This window comes from Aquitalea sp. FJL05, from assembly GCF_003852595.1.
In the GTDB taxonomy this organism is placed as follows: domain Bacteria; phylum Pseudomonadota; class Gammaproteobacteria; order Burkholderiales; family Chromobacteriaceae; genus Aquitalea; species Aquitalea aquatilis.
Genome location: NZ_QAJS01000013.1, coordinates 50,635 through 63,299 on the forward strand (window position 1 = coordinate 50,635; position 12,665 = coordinate 63,299).

Sequence of the window (12,665 nt, forward strand, 5' to 3'; positions counted from 1 at the left end):
CACCGGCAGGGCATGATGCTGTACCGCCATAGACGGACTGAACATGACGGATATCCGCCCGGACCCCGATGCCCTGCTGGATGAACTGAAGCAGGAAGAACTGGCTGCACAGCGTGGCCGCCTGAAAATTTTCTTTGGTGCCTGTGCCGGCGTAGGCAAGACCTATGCCATGCTCAGCGCCGCCCGCGTGCGCCAGCAGGAAGGCTGCAAGGTGCTGGTGGGCGTGGTGGAAACCCATGGCCGCAAGGAAACCGAGGCCCAGCTGCAAGAGCTGGAAGTACTGCCGCCCACCCAGATCGCATACAAGGGCCGCAGCCTGGCCGAATTTGATCTGGACAGCGCACTGGCACGCCAGCCGCAACTGATCCTGATGGATGAATTCGCCCACTCCAATGTCCCCGGTTCGCGCCACAGCAAACGCTGGCAGGACGTGGAAGAACTGCTGGCCGCCGGCATCGATGTCTACACCACGCTGAATGTGCAGCATCTGGAAAGCCTGAATGATGTGGTGGGCCAGATCACCGGCATCGTGGTGCGCGAAACCCTGCCCGATCACGTCTTTGATCAGGCAGAAGAAGTATCGCTGGTCGACCTGCCACCGGACGAGCTGCTGGCCCGCCTGGCGGCAGGCAAGGTGTATATGGCCCATCAGGCCGAGCGCGCGGTGAAAAACTTCTTCCGCAAGGGCAATCTGCTGGCCTTGCGCGAACTGGCCTTGCGCCGCACCGCCGACCGGGTGGATGCGCAAATGCGCGCCTACCGCGCCGACCAGTCGATCAAGCCGGTGTGGCATGCCCGCGAACGGCTGTTGATCTGCGTCGGGCATGGTCCCGGTACCGAAAAGCTGGTGCGCAGCGGCAAACGGCTGGCCGCCAGCCTGGATGCCGACTGGATTGCGGTCTTCGTGGAAACACCCGAACTGCAAGGCCTGTCGGAAAGCAAACGCGCCCGCATCATGAAAGGCTTGAAGCTGGCACAGGAACTGGGCGCTGAAACCACCGTGCTGGGTGGCAGCGATCTGGCCGCCACCCTGCTGGCCTATGCCCGCAGCCGCAATGTGTCCAAGCTGGTGGTGGGCAAATCCGCCGGCAGCAAGCTGCAACGACTGTGGCGACGGCCATTGCTGGAACAACTGTCCTTGCAGGCCAATGATGTCGATGTCTATGTGGTGGCCCACGAACTGGAAGATGAACAGCCACAGACACGCGATGGCTTCAACAGCCTGCTGTTTGGCGAGGCCAGCCGCCAGCAACAGCGTCACGGCTATCTGGCAGCGCTGCTGGCCTGCTTGCTGACCACCGGCCTCGCCAGCCTGCTCACGCCGTATTTCGAACCATCCAATGTGGTGATGGTGTATCTGCTGGGGGTGGTGCTGGTGGCCGTGCGCTTTGGCCGTGGCCCCGGGGTGCTGGCGTCCTTGCTGGCGGTGGCCACCTTCGATTTCTTTTTCGTGCCGCCGCGCATGTCGTTTTCGGTATCGGATACCCAATACCTGCTGACCTTTGCCGTGATGTTTGCCGTCGCCCTCATCATCAGCCAGTTGGCCGCACGGCTGCGCTTCGAAGCCACCATTGCCACCTATCGCGAGCGCCGCACCCGAGCCCTGTATGATCTGGGCCGCGAGCTGGCCGGCGCGCTGACGGCAAGCCAGATCATCGATATTGCCGTCAGCCGCCTGCAGCCGCTATTCAATGCCAGCATCGTGCTGTTCACCCCCAATAGCAACGAAGAACTGCGCGCTGAAAACGACAGCCATGCCCAGGCCGATCCGGGCGTGGCGCAGTGGGTGTATGACAAGCAGCAGCCTGCCGGCCTCGGCACCCAGACCCTGCCGGCCAATACCATGCTGTATCTGCCGCTGAAAGCACCCATGCGCAATCGCGGCGTGCTGGCCGTACTGCCCGAGCAGCTCGATCAGGTTTTCCTGCCCGAACAGCAACGCCTGCTGGAAACCTGCGCCGCCCAGATCGCCCTGGCGCTGGAGCGCGTGCATTATGTCGAAGTGGCGCAGGATGCCATCGTCGCCATGGAATCCGAACGCCTGCGCAACAGCGTGCTGGCAGTCATCTCGCACGATCTGCGCACCCCGCTGACCACCCTGGTGGGTTTGTCCAGCATTCTGGCCACCGGCCAGGTTGATGCGGCCAAGCAGGCCGACATCGCCCAGTCGATCCAGGAAGAATCACTGCGCATGAACCATCTGGTCACCAATCTGCTGGACATGGCCAAGTTGCAGTCCGGCGTACAGCTGAACCGGGAATGGCAGCTGCTGGACGACGTGGTGGGCAGCGCAGTGCGCGCCTGCCAGCGCAGCCTGCAGCAACACCAACTGCAGATCGAACTGCCCAGCGGGCTGCCGGTACTGGAGTACGACGCGGTGCTGATCGAACGGGTATTGGTGAACTTGCTGGAAAATGCCGCCAAATACACCCCGCACGGCAGTCATATCGCGCTCAGCGCCCGCGGTGAGGGCGCTACAATGCGTGTTTGCGTACAGGACGACGGGCCGGGCCTGCCACCTGGCCAGGAACAAAAACTGTTCGACAAATTCAGCCGTGGCAACAGCGAATCCACCACTCCGGGCGTGGGACTGGGGCTGGCCATCTGTCGCAGCATTGTCGAAGCCCACGGCGGCACCATCCAGGCGGCTAATCTCAAGCCACATGGTGCGGCTTTCAGCTTCACCCTGCCGGTGCGCGCCATGCCGGCCCTGCCCGGCGAAGAGGAGATCAAACCATGAGCGACAACCCAGTCAAACTGGTGGTCATCGAGGACGAAAAACCGATCCGCCGCTTTCTGGCCTCGGCGCTGGATGGCGACAACTGGGTGGTGCACCAGGCGGAAAACGGCAAGCAGGGCCTGATCGAAGTGGCCACCCGCAAACCGGACATGGTGATACTGGACCTGGGCTTGCCGGACATGAACGGCATCGATGTCATCCGTCAGCTGCGCGAATGGACCGACCTGCCCATCCTGGTGCTGTCCGCCCGCACCCAGGAAGCCGAAAAAGTGCTGGCGCTGGACGCCGGTGCCGACGACTACCTGACCAAGCCCTTTGGCGTGGCCGAATGCATGGCGCGCATCCGCGTACTGCTGCGGCGGCGTGGCAATGGCAGCGCAGCCCCGGCCCAGACTTTTGCCTTTGGCGATATCAAGGTTGATCTGGTGGCGCGCACCGTGCACAAGGGCGAAGCCATGGTGCACCTCACGCCCATCGAATACCGCCTGCTGACCACGCTGATCCGCAATGCCGGCAAGGTCATCACCCACCGCGAGCTGCTGCTGGCGGTATGGGGGCCGTCGTTCTCCGAACACAACCAGTACCTGCGCGTCTACATGGGTCATCTGCGGCAAAAGCTGGAAGACCATCCGGCCATGCCGCAGCACATCCTGACCGAAACCGGCGTCGGCTACCGCCTGCTGGAAAGCTGAAGCCGCAGGCGGATGATCCGCCCTGCGGGCGGCTGCAGCCACCGTACATGACCGGCAGACAGCACGCCCAAACCAAGGCTGCGCGCCGCAAAATGCATTTTACGACGACCCCACTCTCCCATCCGGCATAGCCTGGAAATTTCCAGCCAAATGGATAGTCCATTTCCCGGCTAGTGAATCAGAAATCGGCTATTTCTGGCCGCCTTCCCACATTTGTAGACTGCTCTCCCACCAACATCGCCAAGCGCTGCATCAGCACGCCTGGCCTGTGCTTCACGCCTGGCCACACGGCAGCGCGTGCATCCATACGGGAGAGACCTTGAAACGCTTCGCCATTGCCGGCATCCAGATGTCGGTTTCCGCCTTCGAAGAAAACATCACGCGCATGGGGCATTACGTCGCCCATGTCAAACACCGCTTTCCCTGGGTCGACATGGTGCTGTTTTCCGAGCTGGCCGCTTACGGCCCCAGCCCGCTGAAAGCGGAGGCCATGCCGGGCGATGCCGAGCAGCGGCTGTGCGAGATCGCGGCCCAGCACGGCATCTGGCTGATTCCGGGTTCCTTGTTCGAACTGCGCGATGGCCATGTTTTCAACACCAGCCCGGTGATCAATCCGCAAGGCGAGGTCATCGCCCGCTTCAGCAAGCTGTTTCCCTTCCTGCCCTACGAAAAAGGCATTACCGCCGGCGACCAGTTCGTGGTGTTCGACGTGCCCGATGCCGGGCGTATCGGCATCTCCATCTGCTACGACATGTGGTTCCCGGAAACCACCCGCACGCTGGCCGCCATGGGCGCGGAGGTGATCCTGCACCCCACCATGACCGACACCATAGACCGCGAGGTGGAACTGGCCATCGCCCGTGCCTCGGCCGTCACCAACCAGGTGTATTTCCTCGACATCAACGGGGTGGGTGATGGCGGTGTCGGCCGCTCCATCGTGGTGGATCCTGCCGGCTATGTGCTGCATCAGGCGGGCAATGGCCCGGAAATCATCCCGGTGGAAATCGACTTCGACAAGGTCAGACGCGAACGCGAACGCGGCCTGCGTGGCCTGGGCCAGCCGCTCAAGAGCTTCCGCGACCGGCGCTGCGACTTCCCGGTGTACCAGCGCGACAGCGGCCTGGACAGCTATCTATACCAGTTGGGCCCACTGACCAAACCGGAAGACCACCATCAGGGTGAATTGTCCGGCCCGGGCGGCCCGATGGCGGAAATCAAGGCCGACAGCGACGCACTGGCCGCCAGCCAGAGCCAGGAATGAAAGATCACCCCCTGGTATCAGGCTGGCTGCGCTACTGCCGCCAATGGCTGCTGGCCTGGCTGCAAGCAGCTCAGCAGCAGACACCGAAACCCCCACCGCGAGCCGCTCAGGGAGAGCACCCCATGCAAAAAGTCAGCAATATTTCCGATCTGCGTCTGCTGTTTCACCGCAATGAACGGCCGATCTACTTCATCAGCGCCACCAACTTCAACCTGCTGGGCATAGACCAGTGGGTCAACCGCTTCAAATACATCAACTACATCGACTGCTTCGACGGCCGCCATCCCAATGTCTTCGTGCCGCCGCAACTGCCGCATGAAGAATTCCAGTCCATCGAGGACATCAACAACTATCTGCTGCAGCACAAGGATGTGGTGGATTACGTCGAGCGCGCCGGCGGCCGCCCGGTGGCGGTGTTCCTGATGTTCGATGCCGAAACCGAACGGCTGTGCGAGGAGCTGGGCATTGAAGTGTGGTTCCCCAGCGCCGCCTTGCGTGAACGCTGTGACAACAAGATGGAAACCGTGCGCATCGGCAACAAGGCCGGTGTGCCGTCGGTCCCCAATGCCCTGTGCAAGGTGGACAGCTATGCCCATCTGCGTGAGATTGCCGCAGCACATGGCCTGGGCGAACAGCTGGTGGTGCAGACTGCCTTTGGCGATTCCGGCCATACCACCTTCTTCATTTCCAACGAAACCGACTTCGACCGGCATGCCGAGGAAATCATCCAGGACCCGGAAGTCAAGATCATGAAGCGCATCAACTGCCGGGGCGCCACGCTGGAAGCCTGTGCCACCCGCAGCGGCACGCTGGTCGGCCCCTTGTTGACCGAGGTCGTCGGCGAGGCAGAACTGACCCCCTATCGCGGCGGCTGGTGCGGCAATGAAATCTTCCCTGGTGCCTTCAGCGAAGAAGTCCGTGCCAAGGCACGCGACATGGCTTACCGCTTTGGCAACCAGCTGATGGCCGAGGGCTATCGCGGCTACTTCGACCTGGATTTTCTCATCGACAAGGACACCGACGAAGTCTATCTGGGCGAACTGAATCCGCGCATCTGCGGTGCCAGCCCGATGACCAACCACGCCGCCTTCGCCTATGCCGATGTGCCGCTCTTCCTGTTCCACCTGCTGGAATTTTCCGGCATCGAGTTCGAACTGGACGTGGAAGAACTCAACGCGCGCTGGGCCAATCCGGCCTTCATCGACAGCTGGAGCCAGCTGGTGATCAAGCATACGGCCAACAATGTGGACATCATCACCCATGCTCCGGCCACCGGCATCTACCGCATGGCAGACGATGGCTCTGTGTCCTACCACCGCTTCGACTACAAGCGTCAGGACATCGAATCGGAAAACGAGGCTTTCTTCCTGCGCATCAGCGGGCCGGGTGACTACCGTTATGAGGGAGCCGACCTGGGCATCCTGATCACCCGTGGCCGCTCCATGACGGACGACTTCGCCCTCAACGAGCGCGCACGCAACTGGATTACCGGCATCAAGAAATACTATGCCGCCAAGCCCATCATGGCCGTGCACGAAGAGCAAGTCCCCGCCCCTGGTGCCTTCAAGATCCTATAATCCGCTCAGCGCCACCCTGGCCGCCGTCGGCAAGAGGGTGGCGGCCATCAACCTAGTGAGACACATGCGCTGTACATTCGAAGCAATCCGGGAAGACACGCCGGGAGCGCGCTGGCAAGGGCTGTTTCAGCTGCGCTGGCCAGCTTATCAGCAATGGTTTTTGCGCGATGGCCATCGTGCCCGGCCCTCGTATCTGGCTGGCCGGCGGGCGCTGCGCCAGCACATGCCCGAGCTGGCCGGGCTGTATCAACAACTATGCGAACTGGCCGGTGGCGGCGATCTGGAAGCGCGTTTTCTGTCGCAATGGTGTCCGCCATCGTATATTTCCGGCTGCTCGCAAGCGGTATGGATCGATCCCTACGGCGTAGCAGGCCCCTTGCTGGCACGCAATTACGACTACGCCCCGGCCCTGCTGGAAGGCAGCTGGTTGTCCACCCGCTGGCTGGGCCGCCAGGTGCTGGCCATGAGCGACTGCCTGTGGGGTGCGCTGGATGGCATCAACGAGGACGGGCTGGCAGCCTCGCTGTCCTTTGGTGGCCGCACCGCTGTTGGCGAGGGCTTCGGCATTCCACTGGTGATGCGCTATCTGCTGGAAACCGCCAGCACCACCGCAGAAGCCGTGGCCATCCTGCAGCGCCTGCCGGTGCACATGACCTATAACATCAGCCTGCTGGACAAGCACAGCCACTGGGCAACGGTCTTCGTCGCCCCGGACCGGCCCACCGAAGTGGTCAGCCGCACCGCAGTAGCCAACCATCAACACGGGGTGGAATGGCAGGCCCATGCCCGTGCCACCTTGTCGGAAGAGCGGGAATGGATGCTGAGCCAGGGCGTGCGCAAGGCGGAAAGTGCCGATGACGTGCTGCGCACCCTGCTGCGGCCGCCACTGTTCCAGACCGCCTATGGCCGTGGTTATGGCACGCTCTACACCGCGGCCTACCATCCGCAAACCCTGACCGCCGAACTGCTGTGGCCAGACATGCGCTGGTCACAGTACTGCCTGGATGTGCAGGAAGGCGTACTGAACATGCGCTTCGACGCCAATCACGGCGGCTAGTCACTCAGTAGCCAGTCCACAAGCCGCCCGGCTGGTCTGGGCGGCTGCGCACACCCCGCTGGCATTCTTTACGCTGAGCGCAGATGACAATTTCGCTCACTGTCATAAATTGGTCATCATTTTCAAACAAAGCCTGTGGCAGACTGTACCCCGGTTTTTACAACACTTAAGTTCAGCTGTTGTTACTTGACATGATTAAGTCAGCGCTGTGACACCGAGGAATGCCATCATGAACGCCGCCAAGAAAATCCGCCGTTTTATCGAAGAGAACAAGGATCATGAGCAAGTCCAGGTATTGAAGGACCTGGCCGCCGCACTGGAAATGGGCCGGCCCTTTGACTTGGGTACGCTATACCAGATCGATATGCGCTATTTCGAAGTGGCATTGGATCTGCTGAAAGACTGGCGCTTCGATCACCATATTGCCGCCCGCAGCAAGCTGCTGGAACAACTGCTCACCGAAATCGCCCCCGACCTGCGTGTGGATGACAGCAGCACCCCGGCCGCTGCCAGTGCGGACAAACCGGCCGCCGAGATCGCCGCACCAGAGGCAGAACCGCCGGCCGCCAGCGAAGCCGTCGCCGCCAAACCCGCGCGCAGCCGGCGCAAGAACAGCCCCGCAGCCTGAGCGGCGCGGGACGAAAGCTGCAAAAAATCTCGCAGATGACCCCGGCCAGGGCGAGCCGACGCCGACACGACAAGTCGTACGGCAAGGAGGCGCACCCCAGCAGCAGGGCGGCTATCGTTAGCGAGTCTTAGCCGCAGACATCAGCCAGCCGCGCCGGCTGGCTGACCAGGAAGTTACCCTCGCCCTGCAGGCTGACGATGCGGGCATTGCGCCGCGTCTCCCAGCCATCCACCGGATATTGCCTGGCCCAGGCACACATCAGCTGTCGGTCCTGCCGGCTCATGTTCAGCCCGTAACGCTGATGCATGTACAAGGTGATGCGGGCCGCACGCCCACGCACTTCTTCACGCGGCTGAACCCGCTTGCCGGCAAAATCGACTACGGTGCCGCACTGGCCGTAAATGCGGGTCGGTTGTTTGGCCCAGGCACCATAGGACAGATTGCTGCGATCGGCATTCACCTCGCCCACTGCCGGCACCAGATTGTTCAGGTCACCTTCCGCCAGCCGGTAAACCTCATCATTGCTCGAGCAATTCTTGCGGCCGCCCTGCTGCCAACACTGGCGCTGGTGGCCCAGCACCCAGGCCGGCACCACGTGTTCCCACTCGATGCGACGGGCGCGTTCCGGGTTCTTGCGCGGCACATAACCGCAGGACAACCAGTCCACCGCCTTGCCCTCGTAAGCACAGCCGCAATAAAAATCCTCCTGCATGCCGGCAAACACCTTGGGCAGCACACGCTTGGCCCCGTTGAAATCGCGATGGCCCACCGCCTTGTCACCCCGCACCAGCGCAGACAGCACCACCTTGCCCTGTTGCCCACCCACCGGCCCTGCCGCCTGGCCACTGCCACCCTCCAGCTGCCGCATCACGGTTTCGCCCAACTGGGCAAGCGCCTTCACCTCACGCGGCAGCTTGACGCCACCGTCCCGGTCGCAGCCGCACAATGCCAGCAGCAACAAGCCATAAAACAGTTTTTGCATTTCTACCGTGCCACCACCGCGTGCGATCACGCCGGGTCGACTCCTGTACTTTGGGGAGGGGCACTATAACCGCCGCCGCCGCATTTTCAAACAGGGCAGAGCAAGCGGCAAACAGCGTGGGCGGGCCTGACTGCGTTACAATTCCGCCACCGGGCAGCGTCGCCCGGCTTTCACAGCAGGTAGAGCATGTCGAGAAAACCGCGCCTTCGTTCCGGCACCGGCGTCACCATGCATGATGTCGGTCTGGCTGCCGGCGTCAGCGCCATTACCGTTTCCCGCGCCTTGCACTCGCCAGAGCGGGTCACACCGGCCCTGCGTGAAAAAATCCTGCAGGTGGTCGAACAACTGGGCTATGTACCCAACCGTTCGGCCCGCCAGCTGGCATCAGCGCGCTCGCACACGGTACTGGTGCTGATCCCCTCGCTGAGCAATACCGTGTTCATCGACGCGCTGGCCGGCATCGAATCGGTGCTGCAGCCGGCCGGCTACCAGATGCTGATCGGCAATACCCATTACAGCGACAGCGAAGAACTGGCGCTGCTGCGCGCCTATCTGCAACACAGCCCGGACGGTTTGCTGGTCACCGGGCTGAAGCAGGCCGAAGCATTCAGCCGCATTGTCGAGGAACGCCAGTTGCCAGCGGTGTACATGATGGATCTGAGTGATGATGGCAGGCCCTGTGTCGGGCTGTCGCAGGAAGCTGCCGGTGCCGCCATGACCCGCCATCTGCTGCAACGCGGCAGACGGCGCATCGCCTATCTGGCTGCCCAGCTGGACGAGCGGGTGCTGAAGCGGCTGCAAGGCTACCGGCTGGAACTGTCTGCTGCCGGCTGCCATGATCCGGCGCTGGAATGGCTGAACCCGGCACCGTCCAGCATGCAGTTGGGCGCGGACATGCTCGATCAGCTGCTGGCCGCCCATCCCGACTGCGACGCCGTATTCTGCTGCAATGACGACCTGGCCATCGGTGCCATTGCCCGTTGCCAGCAGCGCGGCATTGCTGTTCCCGGGCAACTGGCCATTGCCGGCTTCAACGATCTACAAGCCGCAGCCTGGACCACCCCGGCACTGAGCACCATCGCCACCCCACGCTTTGCCATCGGCGAAGCCGCTGCCCGTCTGCTGCTGCAACAGCTGCAGGGACAGCACGACGATACTGGCAGCCGCTGCCTGGATCTGGGCTTCCAGCTACAACAGCGCGGCAGTACCTGAGCACAGCTGCTGTGGTGGCTTGCCCACAGTAGCGCCCCCGCTGGCAAACCGCCCCAGACCATCCACGCCAGCAAACCAAACCCTTGATTCACATACGCTTTCAGCAACAGCCAATTGCGTGACGCGCCAGCCGTGCGCTGACCGGCAACGCATGCGCTGGCAAAGCGGCCATGTTCTGCTGCCATGCAGCATGAAAAGACATTGCCGTCGCAAATTTGTTAGCGCTAACATTTCGCACTCACCGCTTCGGCGGTTTTCTTTCACCGCAATATGTTAGCGCTAACATGAAAATTCCCAATATCGTGGTCATGGGGGTGGCCGGCTGTGGCAAAAGCAGCCTGGGCCTGGCTCTGGCCAATGCGCTCCATGCCAGCTACATCGAAGGCGACAGCTATCACCCGGCGCAGAATATTGCGCGCATGTCGGCCAGCATCCCGCTGACCGATGCCGACCGGGCCAGCTGGCTGGACCTGCTGGCACAGCGGCTGGCCAGCGGGGTGGCCCAGGGCGAAGCCATGGTAATGGCCTGCTCGGCACTCAAGCGCCGCTACCGCGATACGCTGCGCCGGGGCGATCCGGAGCTGCTGTTTGTTCATCTTGCTGGCAGCAAAGCACTGATTGCCGAACGCATGGCCGCCCGCAGCGCCCATTTCATGCCCGGCACCCTGCTGGACAGCCAGTTCCGCGATCTGGAAGAACCCGCCGGCGATGAAAGCTTTATCCGCTGTGATGTCAGCCAGCCAGTGGACAGCCTGTTACAGCAGCTGCTGCAACAGCTGGTGCAAGACCAATAACAACACATCCCTACCAAGGAGAATTCAGGTGACAACACAACACACCATGACCATGCCGCAACGTCGCTGGCGCATAGGCGGCCTGCTGGGCATTGGCGTACTGGTCAATTATTTCGACCGCATCAGCCTGTCGGTGGCCGCACCGCAGCTGCAACAGGAATTTCACCTGTCCAACAGTGATCTGGGCCTGCTGTTCAGTGCCTTTTTCTGGACTTATGCGCTACTGCAGATTCCGACCGGCATGATTCTGGACCGGTTTGGCGTGACCCGGGTGGGCCGCTGGGGGGCATTGCTGTGGGGGGTGGCCTCCACCCTGACCGCCTGTGCCGGCGGCTTTGGCGGTATTTTCGTGGCACGCGCCCTGCTCGGTGTGGCCGAGGCACCAGGCTTTCCGGTCAGCGCCAAGGCCACCGGCTACTGGTTTCCGCGCCGTGAGCGCGCCATGGCGACGGCAGTTTTCGATGCTGCGGCCAAGTTTTCCAATGTGATTGGCGTGCCACTGGTGGCGCTGACCGTGGTGCATCTGGGCTGGCGCTGGGGTTTTGGCCTGACCGCACTGCTCAGCGTGGCTTACTTCATCGCCTTTACCCTGATCTATCGCGACCCTAGCCAGGACAGCAAGCTGTCGGCCGCCGAATACCGCCATATCGTGGAGGGGGGAGCCACAGCGGAAGGAGTGGGCCAGAGCGGATCGCTGGCCATGCTGGCTTACCTGTTGCGGCAACGCAAGGTATGGGGGCTGTCCATCGGCTTTGCCGCCTATGGCTATGTGTTCTATCTGTTTCTGACCTGGTTGCCCGGCTATCTGGTGCAGACCATGCATATGAGCATTCTGAAATCCGCCAGCTATGCCGCCATTCCGTGGATATTCGCCACCCTGTCCGACCTGCTGGTAGGCGGCTGGCTGATCGACCACCTGATTGCCCGTGGCCACGATGAAACCCGCGTGCGCAAAGGCGTGTTGCTGGGCGGCATGCTGCTGGGGCTGGCGGTTTTCGGTGCCACCACCACCAGCGACCCGGTCATCGCCATCATCTGGATCACCATCGCGCTCAGCGGGCTGGCGGCTGCCGCACCGGTGGGCTGGTCGCTGCCCTCGCTGATTGCACCGCATGGCGGCACCGGCACGGTGGGCGGCATCATGAACTTCGCCAACAATATGATGGGTGCGGTAGCTCCCATCGTCACCGGCTATATCGTGGGCAGCACCCACTCCTTTACCAATGCTTTTCTGGTCGCCGGGGTGATGCTGATCATCGGCATGCTGGCCTTTGTCTTCCTGCTGGGACGTATCGAAGCCATTGCAGAACCACTGGCAGCGCGCGCCAGCCGCTGAGGAAGCAGTCGCAACAGCAATGACAAGGCCCGCTAGCAGCGGGCCTTGTTTCGACAGAAGCCTGTCGCGATGAAAGGGGGTATCAGTCCAAGGGCTGCAGCAGTTTTACCTCAACCGGTGCGGCCAGCTTGTCCGCCACCCACTCGCGGTAAGCCAGATAATGCGCGGCGACCCGATGCGCCTCGACCGCCGCCATATCCTGATAGGCCTCGAACACATGCAGCACATCGGACTGATCCGCTGGCTGCAATACCTGATATTGCTGGCAGCCAGCCTCCTGCCGGCTGGCTTGCTGCATGTCGCGCATGGCGACACACACCGCGGCAGTACACTCCGGCTTGCATTGCAAGGTGGCAAAGATGAATACACTCATGACGATTCCTTGT

11 protein-coding genes are annotated in these 12,665 nt (G+C 62.2%); 9 read left to right on the top strand and 2 right to left on the bottom strand.

Features of this window, described 5'->3' with window-relative positions; translation table 11 throughout:
* The first annotated feature begins 43 nt into the window (after positions 1-43).
* The 6 genes from DBR44_RS11910 (at position 44) to DBR44_RS11935 (ending at position 7,955) form a co-directional block, all read left to right on the top strand.
* The gene (locus DBR44_RS11910) at positions 44-2,740 is read left to right on the top strand and encodes a DUF4118 domain-containing protein (protein WP_124644255.1); all 2,697 of its coding nucleotides are present in this window, start codon (positions 44-46) and stop codon (positions 2,738-2,740) included.
* A complete protein-coding gene (locus DBR44_RS11915) occupies positions 2,737-3,432 on the top strand; it encodes a response regulator (RefSeq protein WP_124644256.1) in 696 nt (231 codons plus the stop codon). The genes DBR44_RS11910 and DBR44_RS11915 overlap by 4 nt, the downstream gene beginning before the upstream one ends.
* Before the next feature lie 319 nt (positions 3,433-3,751).
* On the top strand, positions 3,752-4,693 hold the full coding sequence (locus DBR44_RS11920) for a carbon-nitrogen hydrolase family protein (protein ID WP_199731030.1): 942 nt from the start codon (positions 3,752-3,754) through the stop codon (positions 4,691-4,693).
* Positions 4,690-6,270, top strand: coding sequence for a biotin carboxylase (locus DBR44_RS11925; RefSeq protein WP_199731031.1), 1,581 nt, complete (start codon positions 4,690-4,692; stop codon positions 6,268-6,270). Before DBR44_RS11920 ends, DBR44_RS11925 begins: the two co-directional genes overlap by 4 nt.
* 64 nt (positions 6,271-6,334) lie before the next feature.
* Complete coding sequence (locus DBR44_RS11930; protein WP_124644257.1) at positions 6,335-7,327, top strand: C45 family autoproteolytic acyltransferase/hydolase; 993 nt, start codon at positions 6,335-6,337, stop codon at positions 7,325-7,327.
* 229 nt (positions 7,328-7,556) lie between these two features.
* Positions 7,557-7,955, top strand: coding sequence for a hypothetical protein (locus tag DBR44_RS11935; protein ID WP_124644258.1), 399 nt, complete (start codon positions 7,557-7,559; stop codon positions 7,953-7,955).
* Positions 7,956-8,082: 127 nt separating this feature from the next.
* Here DBR44_RS11935 and DBR44_RS11940 read toward each other — a convergent pair whose 3' ends face one another.
* Positions 8,083-8,967 carry an endonuclease gene (locus DBR44_RS11940; protein ID WP_233578519.1) on the bottom strand — a complete coding sequence of 295 codons (885 nt, stop codon included), beginning with the start codon at positions 8,965-8,967 and terminating at the stop codon, positions 8,083-8,085.
* Positions 8,968-9,123: 156 nt separating this feature from the next.
* On the opposite strand from DBR44_RS11940, the gene DBR44_RS11945 reads away from it, so the two are divergent.
* The 3 genes from DBR44_RS11945 to DBR44_RS11955 all read left to right on the top strand — a co-directional run bounded on the left by DBR44_RS11945 (position 9,124) and on the right by DBR44_RS11955 (position 12,279).
* Positions 9,124-10,149 carry a LacI family DNA-binding transcriptional regulator gene (locus DBR44_RS11945; protein WP_124644259.1) on the top strand — a complete coding sequence of 342 codons (1,026 nt, stop codon included), beginning with the start codon at positions 9,124-9,126 and terminating at the stop codon, positions 10,147-10,149.
* A 284-nt stretch (positions 10,150-10,433) separates the two neighbouring features.
* Positions 10,434-10,943, top strand: coding sequence for a gluconokinase (locus DBR44_RS11950; RefSeq protein ID WP_124644260.1), 510 nt, complete (start codon positions 10,434-10,436; stop codon positions 10,941-10,943).
* Positions 10,944-10,971: 28 nt separating this feature from the next.
* Entirely contained in the window at positions 10,972-12,279 is a 1,308-nt protein-coding gene (locus DBR44_RS11955; RefSeq protein WP_199731032.1) for an MFS transporter, read from the top strand.
* Positions 12,280-12,361: 82 nt separating this feature from the next.
* Here DBR44_RS11955 and DBR44_RS11960 read toward each other — a convergent pair whose 3' ends face one another.
* Positions 12,362-12,652, bottom strand: coding sequence for a putative quinol monooxygenase (locus tag DBR44_RS11960; RefSeq protein WP_158613605.1), 291 nt, complete (start codon positions 12,650-12,652; stop codon positions 12,362-12,364).
* Between the last annotated feature and the right edge of the window lie 13 nt (positions 12,653-12,665).